Raw genomic sequence first — 26,339 nt, 5'->3', positions numbered from 1 at the left:
ACATCATATTGAATGAAGCACCATCTTTCATTGCGCGCCTCACGACATATTCAATGATTATTCATTCTTATGGACCATTCAAGTACTCAGCATGTATAATCTATCAATTTTATGCATTGAATACATGATTTATATGAAGTATTAGACATTATTATTGAGAAAAAATTCACAACACATATAAAGAAAGCGCTTTATACTTTGGGTGTATTAAAACAAAGGAGGCGCAACAATGGAAAAGAATCCTATTCAAGTCAATAGTGAAATCGGGACATTAAAAACGGTTTTACTGAAGCGACCTGGCAAAGAATTAGAAAATCTTGTGCCCGATCATCTAAGCGGATTACTGTTTGATGATATTCCTTATTTAAAAGTGGCCCAAGAAGAACACGACAAATTTGCACAAGTATTAAGAGATGAAGGTGTCGAAGTCGTCTATCTCGAACAATTAGCCGCTGAGGCAATTGCTGACAAGGCTGTACGCGAACAATTTATTGATGATATTTTAGCAGAATCTCAAAAAACGGTGCTCGGTCACGAAAAAGAGATTAAAGCACTGTTTAAAAATTTAAGTGACCAAGAACTCGTCGATAAAATTATGGCCGGCGTGCGTAAAGAGGAAATTCAGCTCGAAATGAATCACTTAGTGGAATATATGGACGACAGATATCCATTTTATTTAGACCCTATGCCGAATCTGTATTTCACAAGAGATCCTCAAGCTTCTATCGGCCGAGGCATGACGATTAATCGCATGTATTGGCGCGCACGTCGCAGAGAATCGATTTTCATGACGTACATTCTCGCACATCACCCTCGCTTTAAAGACGCAGATGTTCCGGTTTGGTTAGACCGAAATTGTCCATTCAACATTGAAGGCGGCGATGAGTTAATTCTTTCAAAAGAAGTGTTGGCCATTGGTATTTCAGAACGGACGTCAGCACAAGCGATTGAACGGTTAGCCCGTCAAATTTTATTCGATGACCAATCAACATTTACGAAAGTGTTGGCGATTGAAATTCCAAACAGTCGTAGTTTCATGCATTTAGATACGGTATTTACGATGATTGATTACGACAAATTCACGATGCATGCCGCTATTTTTAAAGAAGAAAATCAAATGAACATCTTTACGATTGAAAAAGATGAGACAAAGCAAGATATTCGAATTTCACATTCAAGTCAATTAAAGCAAACACTTGAAGATGCGTTACATGTCGACAATATCCAATTCATCCCGACAGGTAACGGCGATGCGATTGACGGTGCACGCGAGCAATGGAATGATGGTTCAAATACATTGACGATTCGTCCTGGTGTTGTTGTGACGTATGACCGCAATTACGTTTCCAACCAACTATTAAGAGAACATGGTGTCAAAGTAATCGAAATTACTGGTAGTGAATTAGTGCGCGGTCGTGGTGGCCCAAGATGTATGAGTCAACCTTTATACAGAGAAGACATTTAAATATTTTATCATCTTATTATAGAAAGGATTTTCAAAATGACAGACATTCAAAAACCATTAAATTTAAAAGGCAGACATTTATTAAAAGAAGACGACTTTACGAAAAAAGAATTCTCAGACTTAATAGACTTTGCGATGACATTAAAATCCTACAAACAACAAGGAATCCCTCACCGCTATTTAGAAGGTAAAAATATTGCTTTATTATTCGAAAAAACATCGACACGGACACGCGCCGCTTTTACCGTTGCTTCTATTGATTTAGGGGCACACCCTGAATTTTTAGGTAAAAACGACATTCAATTAGGTAAAAAAGAATCTGTAGAAGATACTGCTAAAGTGTTAGGCCGTATGTTTGATGGCATTGAGTTCCGTGGCTTTTCACAAGCGACTGTAGAAGCATTAGCAAAATATTCTGGTGTCCCTGTATGGAACGGACTCACTGACGCTTGGCATCCGACTCAAATGTTAGCCGACTATATGACCATTAAAGAAAACTTTGGACATTTAGAGGGGATTCAACTCACATATATTGGCGATGGCCGCAACAATGTCGCTAATTCACTTCTTGTGGCAGGTCCGATGTTAGGCGTCGACGTGACGATTTGTACACCAAAATCTTTATTCCCTGCGCAAGACTATATTGATATCGCTGAACGTCGCGCTAAACAAGATGGCGGTTCAATTAAAATTACTGACAATATTGATGAAGGTGTTAAAGGCGCAGATGTCATTTATACAGACGTTTGGGTGTCTATGGGTGAAGAAAGTGAATTTGAATCACGTATTCAATTATTAAAAGATTATCAAGTGAATCGCGCATTATTCGATAAAACAGGTAAAGACGATACGATTTTCTTACATTGTTTACCTGCATTCCACGATACGGAAACGGTCTATGGTCAAAAAATTAAAGAAGAACACGGGCTGACTGAAATGGAAGTGACTGATGAAATCTTTAGAAGTCCTCATTCCAAAGTCTTTGATCAAGCAGAAAACCGCATGCATACAATCAAAGCTGTAATGGCCGCAACATTAGGATAGTTCAATAGATTTGATATAATTCAAAAGTCCAGACATACTTATTACAATGAAATAATATTAAAATCATTTAAAATAATATTAAAACTGGACTTTTGATTCTATCTAAAGGAGACATGACATATGGGCGGAACAGAAGAAAATAAATTAAATAAAACCTCCTTAATTGGTTTAGTCATTGGCTCAATGATTGGTGGCGGTGCATTCAACATCATTTCAGATATGGGCAGTCACGCTGGCGGATTAGCGATTATTTTAGGTTGGCTCATTACTGCAGTCGGTATGATTTCACTTGCCTTTGTCTTTCAAAACTTAACGAATGAGCGACAAGATTTAGACGGTGGGATTTACAGCTATGCCCAAGCAGGTTTTGGTGACTTTATCGGCTTTTCGAGTGCTTGGGGCTACTGGTTTGCGGCGTTTTTAGGTAATGTGGCCTATGCGACTTTACTCATGTCTGCAGTCGGCAACTTTTTCCCAACCTTTGAAGGCGGCAACACCCTTCCTTCTATTATTATCGCGTCCTTATTATTGTGGGGTGTGCATTACCTCATTTTAAAAGGCGTCGAAACTGCTGCACTCATCAACAGTATCGTAACGATTGCTAAGTTAATCCCTATTTTACTTGTCATTGTATGTATGATTGTTGCCTTTAATTTTGATACGTTTAAAACAGGACTGTTAGGAATGACAAGTCACCCATCACAAGGATTTAGTTGGGGAGATACACTCTCTCAAGTTAAAAGTACTATGCTCGTAACGGTTTGGGTCTTTACTGGTATTGAAGGTGCCGTTGTCTTTTCTGGACGCGCTAAAAATAAAAAGGATGTCGGTTCAGCAACCGTCATCGGATTAGTTTCTGTATTAGTCATCTATTTCTTAATGACCGTCTTAGCACAAGGTGTCATCCAACAAAATCACATTTCAGCACTTTCCAATCCTTCTATGGCCGCTGTGTTAGAACATATCGTCGGACATTGGGGAGCTGTACTCGTGAATATCGGGCTGATTATTTCGGTTTTAGGTGCATGGTTAGGTTGGACACTGTTAGCCGGTGAATTACCGTTCATCGTCGCAAAAGATGGGCTATTCCCGAAATGGTTTGCAAAAGAAAATCAAAATAAAGCACCGAGTCATTCATTATTAATTACGAATATATTAGTTCAAATCTTTTTAATCAGTATGCTGTTCACACAAAGTGCGTATCAATTTGCGTTTTCACTTGCATCCAGCGCCATTTTAATTCCATATACATTGAGCGCGTTTTACCAAGTGAAGTATACCGTTCAAACGAAACAGCGTGCGACAACAAAGCAATGGCTGATTGGTATCATCGCATCGATTTATACAATTTGGCTCGTCTATGCAGCTGGATTAGACTATTTACTATTAACCATGTTGCTTTATGTACCTGGACTGGTCGTTTATACGATCGTACAAAGAAACAATCAAAAACCTTTAAAACAAATCGATTATATCTTTTTCATGCTTATTTTATTATTAGCGATTATCGGCATCGTCAGACTACTCACTGGTGCCATCGATGTATTTTAATGAGGAGTGATTTTTATGCATAAAAAAGTTGTGATAGCTTTAGGTGGCAATGCAATTCAAACGACAGATGGATCTTCAGAAGCTCAAAAGAAGGCGATACGTGCGACGATGCAAACACTGAAGCCATTATTTAAGACCGACTACGATATCGTTATCTCTCATGGTAATGGACCGCAAATTGGTAATCTTCTTATTCAACAACAAAAAGCGGATAGTCCTGAAACCCCTGCGATGCCACTCGATACATGTGGCGCGATGACACAAGGGATGATTGGCTTTTGGATAGAAACCGAGGTGAATCGTGTATTAGCAGAGGTGAATCGCGACCGTAGAGCAGCAACCGTGATTACACGTGTGGAAGTGGATATCAATGATCCGAGAATGGCGCATCCAACAAAACCGATTGGCCCATTTTATACTGAAGCAGAAATAGAAAAAGTTAAAAACGAAAACCCTCAGTCCATCTATAAAGAAGATGCTGGAAGAGGTTATCGTAAAGTGGTCCCTTCCCCGCTCCCTGTATCCATCTTAGAACATCAACTGATCAGTACGTTAGTTGAAAACAACAACATCATTATCGCTTGTGGCGGCGGTGGAATTCCCGTAGTCAAAAAAGATGATACGTATGAAGGTGTGGAAGCCGTCATCGATAAAGACTTCGCAAGTGAACGTTTAGCACAGCTTATTGATGCGGATGTACTGATGATTTTAACGAATGTTGAAAACGTCTACCTCAACTTCAATCAACCTGATCAAAAACAACTGACTCAAATTGATGTCGCCAGTTTGAAACAATATGCATGTGACGGTAATTTTGCAGAAGGTTCAATGCGCCCTAAAATTGAAGCGGCTATAAATTTTGTGGAAAATGGAGAAGGGCGTCGTGCTGTGATTACAAACTTAGACAAAGCCTACGAAGCCTTTAAAGGAAAAGCCGGCACACAAATTTATCAGTAGTCATAAGGTGGTGCTTATATGGGGGAAAAGTCATACAATTACACAATAATCGATACCTCCCTAATTCAAAATGACATTCACACATTTTTAGAACGATTCGCTGCCTTTATTAATATTCCTTCGATTGTCTTACAACCTTACAAAAATGAATTTATCGTAAGACAGTATAACAAAGGCCAAGTGATATATTATTCATCAGATGAACTGACACATATTTATTTTTTAATCGATGGTTATATCGCACGAGAACATTACAATATTCATGGTGACCTCTATCGTGTGATTAACAAAGATCAACAATTATATCCGCTTCACAATCTATTTCAAGATAAAGTCACACATGAGATTTGTTCTGCGCTCACCGACTGTATTGTAATGACCATCCCTATCGATTTGATAGAATATTTATGCAAAAACCATCACAAAGTGTTCATTCAGCTGTTTAAATATTTATGTGAAAGTGAACAACAACTGACTGAATACAATATGGCACTCACTGCTAAACATGCCAAATCTCGTGTGATTAAAGTGCTCATTTATTTATGTCATACCATTGGCGACGATCATGACGAGTTTTACGAAATCAAGCCTTTTTTAACGATTCAAATGGTGAGTGACCTTGCAAGTGTTTCACGCGAAACAACCGGACATATTATCAATGCGTTGAAAGCAGAAAACTTGCTCATCAAAAACAAGAAAAATTGGTTGTTTAGTAAAGTACTGGTTGATCAACATGAAGATGATTGAAAACTAAGATTGAGACTCGCACTAAAAATTGAGCTGACTTAACAATATTATGTATCCTTGTCCTCATAATATGCATACTATATTTTTATGATGGCCTTCATGGTTTCGATTTCCAAGGGACTTGCCTCAACTCAATTCGGCTGCGTTTGATCCCCTAGGAGTCTTAGCCATTTGGTCAATATTTCATCAAATAGGTAGGATAAGAATAAGTTTCTGAATGGAGAAAAGCAAATTTTTTACTACATCATCCATATTTACTTTCAATCATTTGTTTAATCTAAAATGAAGACGAGGCTGGGATAGCATGATTTCCCGGTCTCTTTCTGTGTTGAAATATATATGACTGTCTCACTACTCACCTTGAATTGTCGGTACAACGATCGTTCGCACCCCCTGCGCCTATTTTGTTGTGATATGACTTTTGATAAAATGAAAGTGACATTGATAAATGGAGTGATTCAACTATGGCACATCATATCGATCAATTAAAACATATCATCGACCACTCAGAACGCATCGTATTTTTCACGGGTGCAGGTGTATCAGTCGCAAGTGGTGTCCCGGATTTCCGTTCAATGGGTGGTTTGTTTGATGAAATTTCAAAAGAAGGCTACTCACCGGAATATTTGTTGAGCACCGATTATTTAGAAGATGACCCAATTGGTTTTATGCGCTTTTGTCACAAACGTTTACTCTTGGAGGATAAATTGCCGAATCCTGTTCACAAATGGATTGCCGAATTAGAGCAACGTCAACACTCATTAGGTGTCATCACGCAAAATATTGATGGCCTTCATAGTGATGCAGGAAGCCAACATGTCGATGAATTACATGGCACACTCAATCGCTTTTACTGTCCGAATTGTCAGCAACAGTACACGAAAAATGAAGTCATGACACATCAACTGATACAATGCCAACAATGTGGACATGTGATTAGACCGGATATCGTCCTTTATGGCGAAACGCTGGATCAAACGACAATGTCCAACGCACTTCAGAAAATCACACATGCTGATACATTGATTGTGTTGGGCTCATCGCTCGTCGTTCAACCTGCAGCTGGACTCATTTCACATTTTCAAGGTGGACATCTTGTCATTATTAACAAAGACACTACCCCTTATGATCAACAAGCTAATCTGGTTATTCATAATGATATGGTCTCTATTGTTGAGGAGCTCATAAGAAACGGATGACCTTATGATACCTATTGCGGGGGAATATGGCGCATTGATTATGATTTGAAAACACAACACTTTTATAGGTGTTATGTTCGGTGATGGCGATCTTTCATTAAATCTATGTGCCATAACCATTGTGATTTCTAAAATATACAGTATCAATGGCTTTTTAACACGCTATCGATATTTTCTCATCAATACATCTGGAATATGACAATAATCATTAGGATATTTATCAAGGTGATCTTGATGGACGTCCGCACTTGGAATATAGTTTGTCAGAGGTGCCACTTCTACCATAATGTATTCGGCATCAGCTCGGTTTTGAATATATTGTCGGGCTTCAATTAAATGGTGAGACTGCTCGCTATAGATACCTGTACGGTATTTCGGCCCAACGTCTTCACCTTGTTGATTGAGGCTATACGGATCTATGATTTCAAATAAGTCGTCTATTAGGCGAGTCACATCAATTTTTGACGGATCAAATATTGTTTTGACACATTCAACGTAGCCATCATACGGCCCATCTAATGTCGCACTGTACCCATTAGCACGACCCGCTTCTGTCATAACGACACCCGGTATGGTTTTGAAAAATGCTTGTACGCCCCATAAACATCCGCCTGCAAGATAAATGGTTTCCATCAGTTTCACTTCCTCTCTAAAGATTCATTAAAAAATGAGCATCAAATCTGAATGAGAAAGATTAACGCTCAATTAAATCATCACACACTACATAAGATGCACGGTCTAGGCGCCTCATCAATTAAATACTCAAATCAAAATCAGGCGCATTGTAAATCGTCATCCTCTCCACAATACGCCTGAATGAAGCCATTATTTAATGCTCCCACATACATGAAGCGCGATTGAGTATACGCTTTTTCAACCTTTATTTTTCATCATTCAAATAAGTTGTAAACATTTCCTGATATAACTGAATAAAAGTTAAATAAACGTCTTTTTGGACATATTCATCAACTTGATGGGCTTGTGATGTTTCACCAGGTCCAAAGGTTATAAATGGAAAATGAATATCTTTATCTTTTAATAAAAGCGATGCGTCCGTAACCCCCGTTGAAGCAATCTTTTTAACTTTTTCGCCAAAGTATTTTTCGCTGATATCTTGCGCAAGGTTAACCAGACGATTTTCTCCTGTAGTGACAACAGGTGAGCGGTCCCCATATGCTTGGAGTGTGAGACGATGATGATCATCGCTTACACGTTCTTGAATCGATTGAAATAACGCCATAAAACTTTGACTATTGTATTCTGTCACTGTCCGTACATTGAATAAGGCTGTTGCTTTGTCTGGAATAGAGTTCACCTGATCCCCACCTTGGATAACCGTAGAGGCCATTGTTGGCGGGCCTATGATATGATTACGTTCATGGACGTGTTGAAACGCCTCATTCAAATGATAAATAAAGTTTACAACAGGTGTAATAGCATTGATCCCTAACTCTGGCATAGAGCTGTGCGCAGATTTACCTCTGGATGTTAATTCGAAATGCATAGACCCTTTATGTGCGTAAAACATACCATTTTGTGAAGGTTCTGCAATCAATAAAGCATTCAAATCATCAGTATAACCTTGTTCTCTTAATTGCGCTGCCCCTTCACTGGCAATTTCTTCACCAGCCGTTGCTAATAGACGAATCGTCCCTTTCTTCAATAATCCCGCTTCTTTAATTTCAATCATACTTATTACGAGTGCTGCGAGACCTGCTTTCATATCCGCTGTGCCACGACCATGTAATCGGCCATCTTCATCCTCCGTTAGCTGAAATGGTTCATATTGCCACGTTGTTATATCTCCTACATTCACTACATCCATATGACCTGAAACACCAAGAACGGGGTGCCCTGAGCCAATTTCTGCTACTAAGTTCGCACGTGTCTCACTATTTTCTAGTTTTAAAATTTGAGCATTAATTTGATATTTATCAAACAAATTTTTTAAATACTGAGCCACTTCAACCTCATAATCGTTAACTGACTGGATTTCGATGATGTCACGTAAAATTTGAATTTTTTCATCTGCACTTAAAACTGACATATCCGTCACATCCTTTCAAAAATGCGTTAAGTAGATTCGTCTAAAATATTGTTCACTGTCCTCCCAATCTTAACGCTTATGATACAAACTTATTGTCTCAAAAAGGGGGATGAATTACAATTTGGGGCGCTTATCTAACTAAATGTATTCATGTCACTTTCTTAATTCACCTTTGAAATTAAAAAAACACTTCTATACAAGATGAGCCAAAAAAGAGTTGGCTATATTAATAATTTTACCTTCCTAACAACGTTTTAGCATTTTTAAACATGAATTTTTCTTTTTGTTCATCCGCGATAAAGTCTACTGGCAAAATTTCACGCTCTCAAACAATTATTCTTAGTTCATAGTCAGCAATATCATCATTTACATTACAACTTCATCAGTTAATTTGCTTTCCGATAAAAAGACCCCACATCACTCTTAACGCAAAAAACACGAAATTTTGCGTTAAGAATATGCGGGGTTTTTATCAGTTGTTTTGAGAAATGCTGTCATATCAACGTTTTTAAGTATTTAGCTCCTTTTTTGAATACTTACCTTATACACGAGCCCTTGTGTTAACTTATCTAAGAATTTGGAGTAAATTACGATTCTTCATAAACGATAATGTCGCCGGGCTGGCAATCTAAATATTTACAGATGGACTCTAAAGTACTGAAACGCACGGCCTTTGCTTTTCCAGTCTTTAAAATAGATAAGTTCGCAATGGTCGCCCTTGTCTTTCGCTAACAGTCCTACTACCAAGCCTGTAACGGACTTTCACCATCAAGATGTTATCCATTCCAGGCGCACCATAAACAACCCAGGAAATGTATTCGACATTCATTTCCCGGGTTATCCCATTGACTTGAAATTAATTATTGGTGTTTTCAACCTATACGCGTATAGAAATTGGCCATTGCACTTCTAAAGCCACTTTGCTAATTTAATTGCTACAAATTGTAGTGGTAATCGAATGACATGTTGAATGACACTGCTAGATTCATCTTTATATGACATTCTCTTTCTTGCTGCATAGATATTCGCTGGGAAGACTAACCACAAAAAGCCTTGGACAATTTTTCTCACTGCCCTTCTATTTTTTCCTAGTAATACATACACAGCAATCATTAATTCTAATATTCCTGAATATTTAACAATAGCTCGCTTAAATGGTAAATAAGAAGGTACGATTTTTAAAAACATCGCTTCCTTTTTAAAATGTGAGACACCACTTAGATAAAATATCATACTAAACAGTACACTTACGACTAGTCTTTTCATATAATCGCCTCTATTCTTCTGCTACTTTGACAATTTGTTTTCCAAAGTTCTCGCCTGTAAATAATTTTCTGAATGCAGTAGGGATTTGATCAAATCCTTCATCTATCGTAAATTCAGCTTTGATTTTCCCTTCTGTAATCCATTGGCTGAGCTGTTCTTGTGCTTCTTTAAAGTAATCTGAGAATTGTGCAACAACAAATCCTTGCATCAATGCTTGGTTTTTGACTAACGTTCCTTGAATACGTGGTCCTAGTTCTTCTACATCCGCATTATACGAGGAAATAGCGCCACATACGGGAACTCTCGCAAATTGATTCAAATGTTTAAATACTTCGTCTGACACTGCGCCACCTACATTTTCAAAGTATACATCCACACCGTCTGGGACAGCTGCTTCAAGCTGAGTTGCGAAATCACTACTTTTATAGTCGATTGCCGCATCGAAACCGAGCTCGTTTGTTAAATATGCTGTTTTCTTTTCACCGCCAGCGATACCTACTACTCTGGCTCCCTTGATTTTAGCGATTTGCCCCACAACAGAACCTACTGCACCTGATGCTGCCGAAACAACCACCGTCTCATTCGCTTGAGGTTTCCCGATTTGAAGTAGTCCTGTGTAGGCAGTCATTCCTGGCATGCCCAGTACGCTTAAATATAAATAGAGTGGCACATCTCTTACATCTAGTCGTGTCACTGACTCTCCAGAGACTGTATTAATTCTTCTCCACGGTAAAATACCTGTAACATAATCTCCCACTGAAAATTGTTCATGGTTTGATTGTTGTACTTTCCCTACGATATGTCCTTTTAATGGCTCATCTAGTGCATAAGGTTGAATGTAGCTTTTCGTGTCATTCATTCGACCTCTCATATAAGGATCTACTGAAATATAAATAGATTCGATTTGAACTTCCCCCGCTTCAGGGGCTTTCACATCAATGGTTTCAAAACGAAACACATCATCTTGTGGGACTCCTTTGGGGCGGGTTGCAAGTACAATTTGTTCATTATTCATAGACTATTCCTCCAAATATTTTTGAATCGCTTCAGTTAATGGGAGTTCACCGTTAATGATCTGGAATTCGCGACCTTGCAATGATTTATCACTTAATACAGATACAAGCACTTCTGCCACGTCTTCTCTCGTAATCGTAGGATGTTGCACCCCTTTAAATTGCTCACTAATTTGAAACTTTTGCGTCTCTGGCTCATTTGTTAGTGCGCCAGGGTGAACAATAGTATATTTTAAATTCGTTTGTCTTAAATAGACATCTGCATAATGTTTTGCAATTGTATAAGGTTTTAAATCTCCTGATGCATCAAATGCTTCTCTACGTGAGTCGTAAGTAGAAACCATGATGAAGTGCTGATTGCCAACCTGTTCACTCGCTTTAATGGCCTTAATAGCACCATCTAAATCAACAATCATTGTCATATCCGCGCCTGTACTTCCTCCAGATCCAACAGAGAAGAGAATTTGATCAAACTGTTTAAATTGGGTTGCTAATTCATCGATAGATTGTTTCTCTACATCAATGTATACTGCGTCGATACCTTTAGATTTCAATGTTTCCACTTGCGACATATTTCTCACACCCGCTGTAAAGTCCATTTGACGCACTTTTAACTTACGTACTAAATGTTGTCCTACGCCACCATTCGCTCCAATAATTAATGATTTCATAAATGTTCTCTCCTTTAACATTGATTATTTTGTTAATAATTTCAACACATTTTCTGCAACTGCATGCCCAGATTGCGGATTTTGTCCTGTTACAATGCGACCGTCTATCACTGCATATGACTGCCAATCAGCTTCTTTTTTGAATTGTGCACCAACATGCACCAACGCATCTTCTAATAAATATGGCATGTATGGCGTTGTGCCATTCGCTTGTTCTTCACTGTTTGTAAACCCTGTTACCGCCTTTCCTTTAACAATATTTTCTCCATTTTCTTTAATATCTATTAGACCGACAGCACCATGGCATACCGAAGCAAGAACACCATTGTTGTTGTAAATACTCAAAGCAATTTCATTCAATTGTGGATTGTCTCTTAAATCCCAGACCACCCCATGACCACCTGCAAAGTAAATAGCACTATATTCATCAGGGTTCACTTCTTCAGGAGAAAGCGAATGACCAAACTGATTCATATAATTTAAATCGGTATAATATGCCCAATCTTCAGCTGTCATCATTTCAGATTTGAGACTTGCCGGATCTAATGATACATAGCCGCCTTTAGGACTAACCAAATCTACTTCATAACCAGCGTCATAAAAATCTTTCGCAAAATGTGTTACCTCCGAAAACCACGCACCTGTAGCTCTCTCTGTATCAGGATATTTCGAAATATTTGTAACTACAATTAATGCCTTTTTCATTGAAATGCCTCCTTATTCGTGTTTATATAAAGTAGAATAACAGTTAAACCTTAGTTTAATTGAAAGGATATGCTTACATGGATCAATATTATATAGAATACGTTTCAACTCATTGCGATATACCGAAAAGTAAACTGCGCTATTATGAAAAGAAAAATATATTAAAAAATATTAAAAGAGACGCCAACAATAAGCGCCTCTATACAAACGATGATATTGAAATGATTAAATTCATCAAATGCTTGAGTCATCTCAATATGCCTTTAAAAGAAATTGAAAAATATACCTCCATGCTGTATCAAAATAAAATAGATGTCAAAACCATTTTAGTGGCACATTTAGAGTTTTTAAATCACCAACGCAACCTTATCAGCACGCACATTGACTTAATCGAGCAAGAATTGAAAAAAGAGACTCATTCAAAATAGCATCTATATCTCTAAAAACCTTAAAAGACATAAAAATTCACATTAACATTAGTGCTTCTAGTTAAAAAGCACAAGGAGGTCATCATATGCACTTAGGCGTCATACTAAACAGGGTTTTTAGAATCAATCATAACCCTCTTCTTGATTATGTCATTACACATCAAGACGAAATAAAGCAACTATATTTGATATTACCTATAGAAGATTTGAGTGATGCGGCCACAGTAAAACGCGAGGATTATCATCATGTCGTAAAAGGGTTTGTAAGTACCCTCATTAAACACAATATACACCCTTATATTGTTGATTATAAAAATTTGGATACATTAGCGAATGCGTTATCACTCTCTCACGTATTGATGGCCAAAGACATTATGAGTTATCACAGAGCAAGTTATGACTATCCTCATATGAAAAAACGGTTTGAAAAGCATCACATTTCGGTCATTGGTCAACGTGTCAATCACTACTTTCAGCCATCAAAGACTTTTAACCAGCAACACCAACCTTATCAAATATTTACATACTTTTATAAAGCCAATCGCCAACATCTAGCTCATACACCTCAAAAAAGCACGCAACTGAAGCAATTAGCACAATATGCTGCCAAAGGAATGAACCAAAGTGATTTAAAATTTGACAAACACACAGATGAAGAAGCCTATGCACGTCAATCCTGGAATCATTTTTTGAATCATGAGATTACCCTTTATTCTCAATTAGCAGATGATATCACCCGAGATAATATCAGTGGTTTAAGCAGGTATTTAGCTTATGGTTTACTCGATATTCGAGAAGTCATCAATCATTTACTTGAAGGATATGACAGTGATGAAAATAGTTATGAGTCTTTCATCAGAGAACTCATGTTTCGTGAATTTTATTATGTATTAATGACACAATATCCAGATGCCGCGACACAATCTTTTTCTGTCAAGTATCGGAATATGGAATGGTCTGAGCGTCAGTCTCATTTTGAAGCTTGGAAAAATGGAGAAACCGGTTATCCTATTATCGATGCAGCAATGAAAAAACTCCTTCGTACAGGGTATATGCATAATCGCTTACGTATGATAGTGTCTCAATTTTTAACAAAACATCTATTTATGAACTGGACTTGGGGAGAAGCACATTTTAGACACTATTTGATAGACTACGATAATGCTTCGAATGTACATGGTTGGCAATGGTCTGCATCTACCGGAACAGATGCCGTCCCTTATTTCAGAATGTTCAATCCTATACGTCAAAGTGAACGTTTTGATGCAATGGGTGATTTTATTAAAGAACAGTTACAAATATTGAAAGACGTAAAGCCTAAGTATATTCACAATCCCTCTCAATATGTAACAGCAATACAACAAAATCATCAAATAAAAATTGGAGAAGATTATCCAAAAGCCATCGTAAACCATAAAGAGAGTAGAGATTATGTGATGCAACAATTCAAGCAATATACAAACTATAAGAACGGGAATCATCATGAAAATGACATTAACATTGATTTTTGACATCGCAATGATCATCGCAAGTATCTTGTTTTGTTTTAAAGGATTGAGTATCGTATCTACTGAGCACTGATTCCTGCCTCGGTCACTTTTTGTAGCTTGATTTTCTTATATATGGAGTTCAAAAATGGAAATCACGTAATGATGAGCTACCAATCTGACAGTTAATTGCCCTGTATGTACTGTTAAATAACAGAGTAAAAAACATTTCAAATCAATTTACAGATTATGGGTTTGACTTAAGCATATTTCAAATAAAAAATGTAGGGAAATGGCAAATATATTGACCACTTTCCTACATTTCTGTTTTCACCATATTACGATTTTAAAATTATTCTTTAATTCACCTTACTATGCTTTTTCTTTCGACGTAACAACACTACTGACCCAGCAACAAGAAGGAGAGGAATCATCATGGAATGACTTCGAGAGGTTGTCCCCGTATCTGGTAGTGCTTTTGTATGGTGGGGATCCTTTTCTTTAACTTCAGATACCTTCGTATTCACTACTACTGTGTTAACGTGGTTCTTTGTGTTTTTGTCTTCTAAAGTTGGCTGAACGCTAACTGATTCTTCGGCCTTTGGAGTTTTTGTACTTTCTACCAAGTTACTATCGCCTTTCTTTTCGACTTCTTGGTTTTCCATGATTTCTTCTTGCTGAGGTTGATTCTCTGTTACTTCTTCTTGAGGGCCTTGGTTTGCTCCACTCTCTTCTCCAACTGCTGTATCTTCTGTCATTTCCACCAAGTTGTTTTCTTCAATGACTTCGATGTCGTGGTTTTCCGTAATTTCTTCTTGAGGACCTGGGTTTGCTCCACTCTCTTCTCCAACTGCTGTATCTTCTGTCATTTCCACCAAGTTGTTTTCCTCAATGACTTCGATGTCGTGATTTTCCGTGATTTCTTCTTGAGCACCTTGATTTGCTCCACTTTCTTCTTCCAACGCTGTATCTTCTGTCATTTCCACTAAGTTGTTTTCTTCAATGACTTCGATATCGTGATTTTCCGTGATTTCTTCTTGAGGGCCTTGGTTTGCTCCACTCTCTTCTCCAACTGCTGTATCTTCTGTCATTTCCACCAAGTTGTTTTCCTCAATGACTTCGATGTCGTGATTTTCCGTGATTTCTTCTTGAGCACCTTGATTTGCTCCACTTTCTTCCTCCAACGCTGTATCTTCTGTCATTTCCACTAAGTTGTTTTCTTCAATGACTTCGATGTCGTGATTTTCTGTGATTTCTTCTTGAGCACCTTGATTTGCTCCACTTTCTTCTCCAACTGCTGTATCTTCTGTCATTTCCACTAAGTTGTTTTCTTCAATGACTTCGATGTCGTGATTTTCTGTGATTTCTTCTTGAGCACCTTGATTTGCTCCACTTTCTTCTCCAACTGCTGTATCTTCTGTCATTTCCACCAAGTTGTTTTCTTCAATGACTTCGATGTCGTGGTTTTCCGTAATTTCTTCTTGAGGACCTTGATTTGCTCCACTTTCTTCTCCAACTGCTGTATTCCATCCTATATCAATCACATGGCTATCTTCAATAATATCTACTACATCAGCTTGAATTTCAGGTTCTGGTTTTGGTTGTTCAGGTGGTTTCGGTTTCAACTCACCGCTTCCACTCGCACTATTTTCGTAAAACTTCACACCGTTCATTTTTTGGTAACTGAACGGATAGTAACTGTTTAATGACTGTATATATGTTCTATACAACAGCGTTTCAGCTTGCGCATCATATGCCCCTTCATAATAGATGGCATATTTTTGATTCTTGCTAGTATCCAGATTCAAGCTATAACCACCATCATATTTTCTTACCATAGTATCGTTTATGCTGATTTCTTCCCACATATTAGGGTCTATAGTAATACTTTCAGGAGGAACACCTTGTCCTTTATATTGATATACACGCACTGTAGGTTGCATTAAGTCTTTCGTCGTACCACTGACCACTTCACCATTAACTGCAATTGTCCCCCTGCCATTTAAATAGCCATTAGGGTTAATGTATGCTATTTGTTGAAATTTAGCTTCTTTTTTGTTCACTTGCGAAATACGTCCATCTACATAATGACTATTATCATAATAAACGTAAATATTGGATTGCGTTGAATGATTACCGATCATCGTCGTGAATGTTTGTGTCCCAGTAGTCAAGACTTTTTCCGGACTAACGAAATAACTCACTGATAACTCAGCAGTCAAATTTTGCTTGCCATTTACATAGTCTTTAAATGTATATACGATGGTTTTACCATCTTCCAACACTAGACCTTCAGCAATTACATCCGTCGCACCTTCAGTATTTTTAGCCATGATTCTCGGTGCGGTTCTTTCTACAGAAACACCATGTGTATTGATATTGTCAGATAATTTTATAGTAAACTGATCGCCTGATTTTACATTACTAGGAAACTTTAATTGATAATTCAACCTGCCACCTTGTCCCTGATGAGGTCGAATAGTAGTTTCGCTGTTAAATCCTTTGATGTCACTCCTATCCACTACAACCTCATTAGAGATATCTTTACCACCTACATGTTGTTCAACGTCTTGAGGGGATTGCATCACTTGAGTATTTTCTTCTTTAGACACTTCCTCCGCACTCACAACATTTTTGGCTTCAACTTGTTGTTGCTGAAGCATAGTCTCATCTTCTTTGCGGCTAAATGATACGGGTTTTTGCTTATCCTCGTCTTCAGACTGATGTGCTGCTTCACTATTAGGTTTAACTGTCTCAGCTGTTTGAGGATTCGCATAAGCTTTCTCCTGCTTGAATTCTGAAGAAACACCATCAGTATGACTACTTTCTTGTGCTTGTAATGCATCATCAGCATGTGCTTTAACATCGGATACACTTGCAACATCTTCTTGTGCTTGCGTTGTCGTATTCGTAGGTACTTTTACAGCGGATACATTTACATTATTGCCTTCTTGAGGTACTGCTTCCACTTGCAAATGTTGCTCAGAAGCTTGCGTTGTCACTGAATTTCTCCCAGTTGTTTCAGTGACATCTTCATTCGCTTGAGCTTCATCATTTCCCAAAACACCATACATGAGTCCCCCAACAATGACAGATGCGGCTCCTATAGATAACTTTCTTATTGAATGCTTTTCTTTTTCATTTTTGTACACAATTAATAACTCCCTTTCTAATAACTCATAACAATATAATACGAGAACCTTTAGTTGTCTACTATTTTGTTTTTCAAAACTTATTAGAAAATTCTATTTATCGGAATGTTCAGAAAAATAAATGGTTTATTTTAACCTCATTTATAAAAATAAAATATATTGTAATAAAAATAATAAGCCTTAACAAAATAAAACCGAAACTTTTGGAAGCAATCATAAAAGCATCGGTTTATATATGTTTTTAAAATAAATTATGAAATTTTAATATACATTTTTATAGCAAGGGTTTCTCCTAGCCTCTCACATACATCTATAATTTGGATTTCAGATCTTTTGAAAGTACTTATGTCTCCAAAACTACTCCTACCCTTGAAAATTAAATCATAGAAGCGATGTCCAAAACAAATAACAAAATCATATCAACCACAACAACTTTTTCATCTTATACTCGTTCTTTTAATTGATCCAACATTAATATTGCCCATTCGAAAATTTGCATGCTCACTTAACAAATTGAGATGATACCTTGTCTTCATAATGATACACACCTAGAAGCCATTTCAAAACCTTTAACTTCTCCTTGTTCAAAAGATTGAAACGATACATCGTCGCCTTATGTTGCATACGTATCGTACTCCTCACATAACATAAGTATCTTTTCCAACCGTTTAACATTTTAACGACTCTCTTTCGTTAATTTCCTTTACAAAAGACGAAAAATGTATTTTTGTCTTCGCAATACTAAATTTAAATGAAGCAATGCCTCTCGATTAAAGTGAATCTAATTATCAAAAAATGTACCTTTCAAACCAGTCACAACCAACCAAAGCATGCCTTTTCACATACTTTTTAAGTTATTCACCTAAATCTTTACCATTTGTTTCTATCACTTTTTGGTACCAATAGAACGAATCTTTCTTCAACCTTTCTAATGTCCCTCGTCCTTCATTGTCCCTGTCCACATAAATCAGACCGTAACGCTTTTTCATCTCTCCTGTCGTAAATGAAACGATATCGATAATACCCCAGGGTGTATAACCAATTAAATCCACGCCATCTTTATCAACCGCATCAATCATTGCTTCTATATGTTCTCTCAAATAATTAATACGGTAATCATCATGAATTTGGTTGTTTTCCACCTTATCTATCGCACCAAAACCATTTTCTACAATGAATAAAGGGACTTGATAACGTTCATATAGAACATTAAGCGTATAACGTAGCCCTTCTGGATCGATAGCCCATCCCCACTCACTTATTTTAATGTGTGGATTTTCAACTGAATTAGGAAGACCACTATTGATGATATTATTACTAACACCAGTCTGTGTATCATGTTTTACGACTGTAGACATGTAATAACTAAAGCCAATGTAATCGACAACACCTTCTCGTAAAATCTCCTCATCTCCATCCTGCCATCCAATATGATACCCTTTTTGTTCGAACATTTTTTTAGCATAGCTCGGGTAATAACCTCTTACTTGTACATCAGGAAAGAAATACCTTAATCGATTCTTAATTTGTGCCTTCATCATATCTTTCGGATGACAAGAATATGGATAAATGGGTACATAAGAAATCATACTACCAATTTTGAAGTTCTGATTAATCATTTTACCGATTTTGACAGCCTTTGCGCTTGCAATCAATTCATTATGTGCAACTTGATACAATACTTCTTCAGGATTATCATTGTCATTTAAACTTACACCCGAGTTTGTCCATAAAAAAATCGGATTACCCGTATCCATTTGATTATTAATTTCGTTAAATGTCATCCAGTACGTGACTTTATCTTTGTATCTTTCAAATACAACTTGTGCGAAACGAGCAAAATAATCCACTACTTTACGGTTACGAAAACCACCATATTCACGTGCTAAATGTAATGGCATTTCAAAGTGTGACAATGTAATAATCGGTTCGATATTATTCTTGAGTAATTCATCAAAGATATTATCATAAAATTGGAGCCCCTCTTCATTAGGTTCTAACTCGTCACCGTTCGGAAAAATACGTGTCCAAGCGATTGACGTCCGAAGGCATTGTAATCCCATTTCTTTAAACAGGGCAATATCTTCTTTGTAACGATGATAAAAATCAATACCTACGTGATTTGGGTAATATTTATCCGCTTCCACTGACATTGTTATTTCTCTCGTTTTTCTATGTGCGCCTCCTGTCATCACATCGATAACACTTAACCCTTTCCCCCCTTGATCATAGCCGCCTTCAAATTGATTGGCAGCTAGAGCGCCGCCCCACATAAAACTTGCTGGTAATTTAGACATCATCCATTGCCTCCTTTATTTTTTTAATAGTTCAAAATTGATTTTCTTTATTTATCTGTTTCTCTTCTGTAATAAGAACGCCTTCAAAATCTGTTGAATTCGTCACATCAATAGGAATTACACTTTCATAGCCATTATATTCAATTTGCTTTTTTGAATTTTAAAAACTGCTACCCTAGTTTGACATTTTCATTTTCTTTAAAAAACTTCAAAGTCTTCAACGTCCATTATAATTGTACCGGTTCAATTTGTCCATAACGATACAAAATAAAAAACGACACATGTTATAATAAATTATCTAGAAATTGAAATGAGGGCTTATTGTTGCTGAAATACGAAAAAATCGCTCATGATATTCATACATTCATCACAAACCATCAATTTAGAGCAGGAGATAAATTGCCGAGTGTCACGACTTTAAAAGAAAAATATGAAGTCAGTAAAAGTACGATTATTAAAGCATTAGAATTACTTGAACATGACGGCATTATTTATCAAGCACAAGGCAGTGGCATTTATGTAAGGAATGCGAGAAATGACAATCACATTAATGTCTTCAAAACAAATGGTTTTTCAAAAAGTTTAAATGAGCACCAACTAACAAGTAAGGTTTTAAAATTAGAAGAAATCACTGATATTCCTGAGACAGTCATGCAAGAACTGAATTTATCAAAAGGTGATAGTGTTTATTATTTAGAAAGACTACGCTATGTCGATGGCAATGTGTTATGTATTGAATATTCTTATTACAATAAAGAAATCGTCAAATATTTGAATACTGAAATTACAGAAGGATCTATCTTTGATTATTTAGAACAAAACATGCAAGTTAAAGTTGGGTTTTCCGATATTTATTTTAATGCTGATCAACTCAACACTAATGAAGCACAACTCTTAAAACTCGAACCCAATGACCCGTGCTTACGTTACCACCAAACTTTTTACACTACTACTGGTATACCATTCGACGCATCAGATATTGTTTTCCATTACAAAAATGCCCATTTCTATATACCGAGCAAAAGATAGAAATGCCGTAAAAAGCCGGTAATATGCACATCTCGTGAATATTATCGGCTTTTAAGTACTTTGCTTCAGGTATTAAGTTAGCCCGGACACCTTGACCCCAGTTTGGATACAACAATGTCGACATCATATAAACATTGTGCGTTGCGAGTTTTAACTCTGGGTCAACGTGCTCTTGCACCGCTTTGACGGTTCGCTGATTGCATACTAAAGTGCCCACGATAATTAAAAAAACAACTATGACTAAAGACATGAACTGCTTGAATCCTATCATTCTTTTCATTTTATCCCTCCTCGATTATATAATATATTGTAATTTTATTCATACATTTAATTTATTATTAACTATATATTAAATAATGATTAAAAATGTTTTAATAAAATAATGTAGATGACAAGGAGGGTTTTTCATAATTCATTTGTAATTTGAAATGATTTTTAAAACTTCTGAGGAGCTAGACAATTGAAACTTTAAATATTTTCACTGACTTAGTTAGTACATATTTTTAAAATAAAAAACTGTGACGTAGCAACTCAATGCTACATACACAGTTTTTTAATATGATTTATAAAGATGTTAACACTGTTCTTTTACAGTTTGTGGTCTCATCTTAGTTTGTTTTTCTGCCACGTCCTAAGATGTATAAACCTAATGCTAAGCTAAGACCACCTGTAAGTGATGTACCGAATAATGCCATATCGTTTTCTTCACCTGTTTCAGGTAAAGCTTTCATTTCGTGGTTTGCTTTAGCTTCTTTGCTGTCTTTCATTGCTTTTTGGTTGTCAACAACAAGTTTTTGACCTGGTAAAATCATGTTTTTATCTTCTAAATGATTATCTTTAGCGATTTGTTCTACAGTTGTGTTATTAGCTTTAGCAATTTTTTCTACTGTTTCACCAGGTTGAACGACATGCATTGCATCTTTCGCTTTGTCCATACCTTTGTCTGCAGCTTTGCCTTCTTTGTTGTCTTTGTCTTTAGCTTTATCTTCTTTGCTGCCTTTATCTTCAGCTTTGTCTTCTTTGCTGCCTTTATCTTCAGCTTTGTCTTCTTTGCTGCCTTTATCTTCAGCTTTGTCTTCTTTGCTGCCTTTATCTTCAGCTTTGTCTTCTTTGCTGCCTTTATCTTCAGCTTTGTTTTCTTTGTTGCCTTTGTCTTCAGCTTTGTTTTCACCTGAATTATTGTCTTTTACGTTGTTGTCTTCTTTAGGCGCTTGGCTGTCATTTAATTTCTTAGCTTCAGCAAGAATATCACTACTTACACTCGGATCGTCTTTAAGGCTTTGGATGAAACCGTTACGTTGTTCTTCAGTTAAGTTTGGAAGGTGTAAAATTTCATAAAATGCATTTTGTTGCGCTTCACTGTAATCAGGTTTTGCTTGGCTGTCATTTAACTTTTTAGCTTCAACAAGGATATCTTTACTTACACTTGGATCGTCTTTAAGGCTTTGGATGAAACCGTTACGTTGCTCTTCAGTAAGATTTGGTAAGTTTACAATCTCATAGAATGCATTTTGTTGCGCTTCATCGAAACTTGGCGCAGGTTGTGTAGGTGTTTGGTTAACATTCATATTTTTAGCTTCAACAAGAATATTAGCGCTTACACTTGGGTCATCTTTAAGACTTTGAATATAGCCATTGCGTTGTTCTTCAGTTAAGTTTGGAAGGTGTAAAATTTCATAAAATGCATTTTGTTGTTCATCACTGTAATCAGGAGCAGGTTGAGATCCCTCTTGACTATCATTTAATTTTTTAGCTTCATTAAGCACATCTTGACTTGTACTTGGATCATCTTTAAGGCTTTGAATGAAACCATTACGTTGTTCTTCGCTAAGGTTAGGTAATTTTACTACCTCAGAGAAAGCGTTTTGTTGCGCTTCTGCGTTATTATCTCCTTCTTCTGCGAAACTTGGTGTATTCACAAGTAAAGAGCTCGCGATTAAACATGAACCCACCCCAATTGATAATTTACGAATGCTGAAAAAGTTTTTGTTTTCCATTGATTACAACCCCTTATTTATTTGTATTATGTATTGCATCATTAACTATAATGCTACATTATTGAAAATTAAAAGTAAAGTGCAATTTTTGATTAACCTAAAAATAGAGCGGTTTAATTTATTAAAGTTTTAAATATAACATGTTGCAAAATTTTAATTGATGGATTTAAATTTATAATGCGTTAATGAAAGTAAAATGATATTTTCAGAAACATATTTCCTACACTTTCCTTATGAATCATGCATCATAATCTTTTGTGTATAAATCAATATTTTAAAAATTCCATTTGCTTAAATTTTCAGAAGTTTTATTAGGATATATTAATTTTTTTGTTTAAAAGTACACTTCTTATCATTATCAAGCATTGGGCAATATCTAATACCACTTTTCAATATGAAGAGGTAAAAATCAATGTAAAAACTTTTTAATTTATAGCACTAACTTCTAAAATATTCTTATATTTAGATGCGCTTTCTACTTAATGGCAAAATAAAAAACTGTGACGTAGCACTTGAACACTACTATCACAGCTAATTTTTTATAGTATAGAAAATTTTAGTCTTAGCTAGTTTTTCTGTTTCTTCCTAATAATAATGAACCTAAAGCGATACTTACGCCACCCGCAACTGTTGTGCTGAATAATGTGATATCATCATTTTCACCAGTATTAGGTAAAGCCTTCACTTCATTTTTCGCTACAGCTTCTTGTTTTCCTTGAGTTGCTTTTTGTTTATCAACAACAAGTTTTTGACCTAGTTTAATCACATTTTTATCTTTTATTTTGTTATCTTTAGCAATTTTATCAACAGTTGTATGATGATCTTTAGCAATATTATCTAAAGTTTCACCAGGTTTAACAACATGTGTAGCGTTTTTCGATTTTGCCTTATCTGCTTTGCTATCTTTTTTGTCTTCAGATTTTTTGGCTTCTTCACCTTTAGCTTTATCATCTGCTTTCGCTTCAGCTTTGTCAGTTTTTTTAGCTTTATCAACTTTAGGTGCTTGACTATCATTTAACTTCTTAGCTTCTGCTAAAATTTCTTTACTTACACTTGGATCATCTTTAAGGCTTTGGATGAACCCATTTTGTTGCTCTTCAGTTAAGTTTGACAAATGTAAAATTTCATAAAATGCATTTTGTTGTGCTTCACTGTAATCAGGTTTAGCTTGAGTGTCATTTAACTTCTTAGCTTCTGCTAAAATTTCTTTACTTACACTTGGATCATCTTTAAGGCTTTGGATGAACCCATTTTGTTGCTCTTCAGTTAAGTTTGACAAATGTAAAATTTCATAAAATGCATTTTGTTGTGCTTCACTGTAATCAGGTTTAGCTTGAGTGTCATTTAATTTCTTAGCTTCTACTAAAATGTCGTTGCTCACACTTGGATCATCTTTAAGACTTTGGATGAATCCATTTTGTTGCTCTTCAGTTAAGTTTGGCAAATGTAAAATTTCATAAAAGGCGTTTTGTTGTGCGTCATTAATGTTCGCATTATCTGTTTCTTCAGCAAAACTTGGCGTGTTTACAAGTAAAGAACTCGCGATTAAGCAAGAACCTACACCAATAGATAGTTTACGAATACTAAAAAAGTTTTTGTTTTCCATTAAGTCCAACACCCTTCAAATAAAATATGTTATGTAACATTTAAGCTAATAATATAATATAATATAATATAAAGTATAGAAAGTAAAGGACAAAACACGATATAGATTTAAATATTTATTTACATGCACACCGCAATGATTGACCCATAAGAAAAGGACTAGGAACATTACCCTAGTCCTCCTGTATTTATGATGCAAAAACATTTTCTAATTTACGAATTTCATGAAATTTTGGTCGTATTATCCAACATCATCTTTTTGATTAACTATGATGTCCCCAGGTTGGCAATCAAGATAATTACATATCGCTTCTAAAGTACTAAATCGTACAGCCTTAGCCTTTCCTGTTTTTAAAATGGATAAATTTGCAATCGTTACATTAACGGCATTTGATAATTCAGTAAGCGAAACATTTCTCTCTTTCAATACTTCATCTAATTTTATTTTAATCATAGCATCTCCCTATATCGTGAGATCATTTTCTTCTTTTATCTTTTGAGACTTTTCATATATTGTGGCTAAAGCTAAAATTACAAAACCTATGACTATAATAAGCAAACTCCCCATATCCAAACTATTTAAGACTTCCTTGTATTTTACCTCAGCATTAAGTAAGTGATAGAAATTAGGCATCACACCATACATAAACAGTAACATCGCAATCACAACAATCAATGTATGATTACCTTCTGAATAATTAAAATGTCCATATATATTGCCTAGAAGTTTAATAGTAAGGATGATGATAGTGCATAAAAATATTAATTGTAATAGAAAGAGCATTGCATAAACTTTATAGGCATTATCCGCTTCAAATATTGATGTGTCAAATAAGTTATTATAATCAATTAATGATTTTATGGCATTTGTTAAAGAGAGTAACAACAAGAAACTTAACATAAATTATGTGAATCGCAACATCATTTTGACATTCATCTCTATCCACCCCTTATTGATATTCGATAAAAATACACCATTTAATTTATCGAATATCAATAAATTATAGCATCTTACGATAAAATCTCTTCCATATCATTCACACCTTCTATTAAAACAAATTAAACAAAAACAGACTGCCTAACATCAAAACAACCGACACTGCGACGAATACTACAACAATTAATGTTTCCTCTATCAACAATTTCTTTTTTTCTCTTGTATCGTTATAAGTCTTTGCGCCATACTCCATGTAATCCACTATCTCTTTATACGTTTTGACATCATACTTTTTCTTCAAACGTTCAATCTTAATGGCATCATACATTGAAAACGCCCAAAATATAAATGGAATAAATAAACCGTACCATCCGTCGCTGAATTTCAAAACTGGTCCGACTGAAATCACCGCAATAAGCATAAAAGCAAGCATCAATTTACCATATCTGTCCATATTATAGTGATCGATGATGTTCTTCATTTCTACTACATCTCCTTTTACAAGTTGGTCTAGAGAAACGTTGAATAAAGAACTGAGAACAATCAAATGATACAAGTCAGGATAGGTTCTCTCATTCTCCCAGTTAGAAATCGTTTGGGTCGATACATCAATTTTCTCTGCTAACGCCATCTGAGATAATTGCCTTTCTTTTCTATAAATCCTAATTTGATTGCCGACATCCATATCCAACAGCTCCTTCATCACTGACGATAACCTGTAATTAAATGCTATTCTATCAAA

General features: G+C 36.0%; 22 protein-coding genes and 1 pseudogene. 9 read left to right on the top strand and 14 right to left on the bottom strand.

Going from position 1 to position 26,339, the window contains the following annotated elements:
- The first annotated feature begins 229 nt into the window (after positions 1–229).
- The 6 genes from arcA to P3U61_RS00280 all read left to right on the top strand — a co-directional run bounded on the left by arcA (position 230) and on the right by P3U61_RS00280 (position 6,963).
- Positions 230–1,465, top strand: a complete 1,236-nt coding sequence (arcA, locus tag P3U61_RS00305; RefSeq protein WP_014612719.1) for an arginine deiminase — start codon at positions 230–232, stop codon at positions 1,463–1,465.
- 36 nt (positions 1,466–1,501) lie between these two features.
- Positions 1,502–2,509, top strand: a complete 1,008-nt coding sequence (argF, locus tag P3U61_RS00300) for an ornithine carbamoyltransferase (protein ID WP_014612718.1) — start codon at positions 1,502–1,504, stop codon at positions 2,507–2,509.
- A 120-nt stretch (positions 2,510–2,629) separates the two neighbouring features.
- On the top strand, positions 2,630–4,060 hold the full coding sequence (gene arcD, locus P3U61_RS00295; RefSeq protein WP_014612717.1) for an arginine-ornithine antiporter: 1,431 nt from the start codon (positions 2,630–2,632) through the stop codon (positions 4,058–4,060).
- 15 nt (positions 4,061–4,075) lie between these two features.
- Positions 4,076–5,017 (top strand): carbamate kinase, encoded by a 942-nt coding sequence (gene arcC, locus P3U61_RS00290; RefSeq protein ID WP_015729799.1) that lies wholly within the window; start codon positions 4,076–4,078, stop codon positions 5,015–5,017.
- A gap of 18 nt (positions 5,018–5,035) precedes the next feature.
- Complete coding sequence (locus P3U61_RS00285; protein ID WP_096636769.1) at positions 5,036–5,764, top strand: Crp/Fnr family transcriptional regulator; 729 nt, start codon at positions 5,036–5,038, stop codon at positions 5,762–5,764.
- 464 nt (positions 5,765–6,228) lie between these two features.
- Positions 6,229–6,963, top strand: a complete 735-nt coding sequence (locus P3U61_RS00280) for an NAD-dependent protein deacylase (protein ID WP_070407332.1) — start codon at positions 6,229–6,231, stop codon at positions 6,961–6,963.
- A gap of 162 nt (positions 6,964–7,125) precedes the next feature.
- On the opposite strand, the gene P3U61_RS00275 is transcribed toward P3U61_RS00280, so the two are convergent.
- From P3U61_RS00275 to P3U61_RS00245, 7 genes and pseudogenes are all read right to left on the bottom strand, one after another.
- Positions 7,126–7,596 carry a peptide-methionine (S)-S-oxide reductase gene (locus P3U61_RS00275; RefSeq protein WP_214535856.1) on the bottom strand — a complete coding sequence of 157 codons (471 nt, stop codon included), beginning with the start codon at positions 7,594–7,596 and terminating at the stop codon, positions 7,126–7,128.
- Between the two features lie 247 nt (positions 7,597–7,843).
- Positions 7,844–9,010, bottom strand: a complete 1,167-nt coding sequence (locus P3U61_RS00270) for an ArgE/DapE family deacylase (protein WP_063278685.1) — start codon at positions 9,008–9,010, stop codon at positions 7,844–7,846.
- A gap of 587 nt (positions 9,011–9,597) precedes the next feature.
- A pseudogene (locus P3U61_RS00265) lies at positions 9,598–9,735 on the bottom strand (helix-turn-helix domain-containing protein); the annotation flags it as partial.
- 184 nt (positions 9,736–9,919) lie between these two features.
- Positions 9,920–10,276 (bottom strand): DoxX family protein, encoded by a 357-nt coding sequence (locus P3U61_RS00260; RefSeq protein ID WP_323695708.1) that lies wholly within the window; start codon positions 10,274–10,276, stop codon positions 9,920–9,922.
- Positions 10,277–10,286: 10 nt separating this feature from the next.
- A complete protein-coding gene (locus P3U61_RS00255; protein ID WP_129948856.1) occupies positions 10,287–11,291 on the bottom strand; it encodes an NADP-dependent oxidoreductase in 1,005 nt (334 codons plus the stop codon).
- Between the two features lie 3 nt (positions 11,292–11,294).
- A complete protein-coding gene (locus P3U61_RS00250; RefSeq protein ID WP_101457115.1) occupies positions 11,295–11,960 on the bottom strand; it encodes an SDR family oxidoreductase in 666 nt (221 codons plus the stop codon).
- Positions 11,961–11,984: 24 nt separating this feature from the next.
- On the bottom strand, positions 11,985–12,665 hold the full coding sequence (locus P3U61_RS00245) for a type 1 glutamine amidotransferase domain-containing protein (RefSeq protein WP_323695707.1): 681 nt from the start codon (positions 12,663–12,665) through the stop codon (positions 11,985–11,987).
- 77 nt (positions 12,666–12,742) lie between these two features.
- Between P3U61_RS00245 and P3U61_RS00240 the strand changes: the two genes are divergently transcribed.
- Positions 12,743–13,093 carry a helix-turn-helix domain-containing protein gene (locus tag P3U61_RS00240; RefSeq protein WP_015729806.1) on the top strand — a complete coding sequence of 117 codons (351 nt, stop codon included), beginning with the start codon at positions 12,743–12,745 and terminating at the stop codon, positions 13,091–13,093.
- A gap of 86 nt (positions 13,094–13,179) precedes the next feature.
- Positions 13,180–14,604, top strand: coding sequence for a cryptochrome/photolyase family protein (locus P3U61_RS00235; RefSeq protein WP_129948858.1), 1,425 nt, complete (start codon positions 13,180–13,182; stop codon positions 14,602–14,604).
- A gap of 335 nt (positions 14,605–14,939) precedes the next feature.
- On the opposite strand, the gene spsL is transcribed toward P3U61_RS00235, so the two are convergent.
- Positions 14,940–17,732, bottom strand: a complete 2,793-nt coding sequence (spsL, locus tag P3U61_RS00230) for a fibronectin-binding surface protein SpsL (RefSeq protein WP_311744486.1) — start codon at positions 17,730–17,732, stop codon at positions 14,940–14,942.
- Positions 17,733–18,586: 854 nt separating this feature from the next.
- Positions 18,587–20,029, bottom strand: coding sequence for a 6-phospho-beta-glucosidase (locus tag P3U61_RS00225; protein WP_014612701.1), 1,443 nt, complete (start codon positions 20,027–20,029; stop codon positions 18,587–18,589).
- Between the two features lie 324 nt (positions 20,030–20,353).
- On the opposite strand from P3U61_RS00225, the gene P3U61_RS00220 reads away from it, so the two are divergent.
- Positions 20,354–21,058, top strand: a complete 705-nt coding sequence (locus tag P3U61_RS00220) for a GntR family transcriptional regulator (RefSeq protein WP_242461695.1) — start codon at positions 20,354–20,356, stop codon at positions 21,056–21,058.
- 608 nt (positions 21,059–21,666) lie between these two features.
- On the opposite strand, the gene P3U61_RS00215 is transcribed toward P3U61_RS00220, so the two are convergent.
- From P3U61_RS00215 to P3U61_RS00195, 5 genes are all read right to left on the bottom strand, one after another.
- On the bottom strand, positions 21,667–23,055 hold the full coding sequence (locus P3U61_RS00215; RefSeq protein ID WP_096548365.1) for a staphylococcal protein A: 1,389 nt from the start codon (positions 23,053–23,055) through the stop codon (positions 21,667–21,669).
- Between the two features lie 562 nt (positions 23,056–23,617).
- Positions 23,618–24,661, bottom strand: a complete 1,044-nt coding sequence (gene spa / locus P3U61_RS00210) for a staphylococcal protein A (protein ID WP_129955972.1) — start codon at positions 24,659–24,661, stop codon at positions 23,618–23,620.
- Between the two features lie 240 nt (positions 24,662–24,901).
- Positions 24,902–25,114 carry a helix-turn-helix domain-containing protein gene (locus tag P3U61_RS00205; RefSeq protein ID WP_014612697.1) on the bottom strand — a complete coding sequence of 71 codons (213 nt, stop codon included), beginning with the start codon at positions 25,112–25,114 and terminating at the stop codon, positions 24,902–24,904.
- A 9-nt stretch (positions 25,115–25,123) separates the two neighbouring features.
- Positions 25,124–25,561 carry a DUF2975 domain-containing protein gene (locus tag P3U61_RS00200; protein WP_250882089.1) on the bottom strand — a complete coding sequence of 146 codons (438 nt, stop codon included), beginning with the start codon at positions 25,559–25,561 and terminating at the stop codon, positions 25,124–25,126.
- A 148-nt stretch (positions 25,562–25,709) separates the two neighbouring features.
- Positions 25,710–26,282: a helix-turn-helix domain-containing protein gene (locus tag P3U61_RS00195; protein WP_065520737.1), complete on the bottom strand. Its 573-nt coding sequence runs from the start codon at positions 26,280–26,282 to the stop codon at positions 25,710–25,712.
- Between the last annotated feature and the right edge of the window lie 57 nt (positions 26,283–26,339).

The organism is Staphylococcus pseudintermedius (assembly GCF_034042775.1).
In the GTDB taxonomy this organism is placed as follows: Bacteria; Bacillota; Bacilli; order Staphylococcales; family Staphylococcaceae; genus Staphylococcus; species Staphylococcus pseudintermedius.
This window is presented reverse-complemented; position numbering and strand designations above follow the sequence as displayed.

Excerpts from the sequence above, each read along its gene's own strand:
- arcA (WP_014612719.1), top strand. The coding sequence starts at position 230 with ATGGAAAAGAATCCTATTCAAGTCAATAGTGAAATCGGGACATTAAAA.
- argF (WP_014612718.1), top strand. The coding sequence starts at position 1,502 with ATGACAGACATTCAAAAACCATTAAATTTAAAAGGCAGACATTTATTA.
- arcD (WP_014612717.1), top strand. The coding sequence starts at position 2,630 with ATGGGCGGAACAGAAGAAAATAAATTAAATAAAACCTCCTTAATTGGT.
- arcC (WP_015729799.1), top strand. The coding sequence starts at position 4,076 with ATGCATAAAAAAGTTGTGATAGCTTTAGGTGGCAATGCAATTCAAACG.
- P3U61_RS00285 (WP_096636769.1), top strand. The coding sequence starts at position 5,036 with ATGGGGGAAAAGTCATACAATTACACAATAATCGATACCTCCCTAATT.
- P3U61_RS00280 (WP_070407332.1), top strand. The coding sequence starts at position 6,229 with ATGGCACATCATATCGATCAATTAAAACATATCATCGACCACTCAGAA.
- P3U61_RS00275 (WP_214535856.1), bottom strand. The coding sequence starts at position 7,596 with ATGGAAACCATTTATCTTGCAGGCGGATGTTTATGGGGCGTACAAGCA.
- P3U61_RS00270 (WP_063278685.1), bottom strand. The coding sequence starts at position 9,010 with ATGTCAGTTTTAAGTGCAGATGAAAAAATTCAAATTTTACGTGACATC.
- P3U61_RS00260 (WP_323695708.1), bottom strand. The coding sequence starts at position 10,276 with ATGAAAAGACTAGTCGTAAGTGTACTGTTTAGTATGATATTTTATCTA.
- P3U61_RS00255 (WP_129948856.1), bottom strand. The coding sequence starts at position 11,291 with ATGAATAATGAACAAATTGTACTTGCAACCCGCCCCAAAGGAGTCCCA.
- P3U61_RS00250 (WP_101457115.1), bottom strand. The coding sequence starts at position 11,960 with ATGAAATCATTAATTATTGGAGCGAATGGTGGCGTAGGACAACATTTA.
- P3U61_RS00245 (WP_323695707.1), bottom strand. The coding sequence starts at position 12,665 with ATGAAAAAGGCATTAATTGTAGTTACAAATATTTCGAAATATCCTGAT.
- P3U61_RS00240 (WP_015729806.1), top strand. The coding sequence starts at position 12,743 with ATGGATCAATATTATATAGAATACGTTTCAACTCATTGCGATATACCG.
- P3U61_RS00235 (WP_129948858.1), top strand. The coding sequence starts at position 13,180 with ATGCACTTAGGCGTCATACTAAACAGGGTTTTTAGAATCAATCATAAC.
- P3U61_RS00225 (WP_014612701.1), bottom strand. The coding sequence starts at position 20,029 with ATGTCTAAATTACCAGCAAGTTTTATGTGGGGCGGCGCTCTAGCTGCC.
- P3U61_RS00215 (WP_096548365.1), bottom strand. The coding sequence starts at position 23,055 with ATGGAAAACAAAAACTTTTTCAGCATTCGTAAATTATCAATTGGGGTG.
- spa (WP_129955972.1), bottom strand. The coding sequence starts at position 24,661 with ATGGAAAACAAAAACTTTTTTAGTATTCGTAAACTATCTATTGGTGTA.
- P3U61_RS00205 (WP_014612697.1), bottom strand. The coding sequence starts at position 25,114 with ATGATTAAAATAAAATTAGATGAAGTATTGAAAGAGAGAAATGTTTCG.
- P3U61_RS00200 (WP_250882089.1), bottom strand. The coding sequence starts at position 25,561 with ATGTTAAGTTTCTTGTTGTTACTCTCTTTAACAAATGCCATAAAATCA.
- P3U61_RS00195 (WP_065520737.1), bottom strand. The coding sequence starts at position 26,282 with ATGGATGTCGGCAATCAAATTAGGATTTATAGAAAAGAAAGGCAATTA.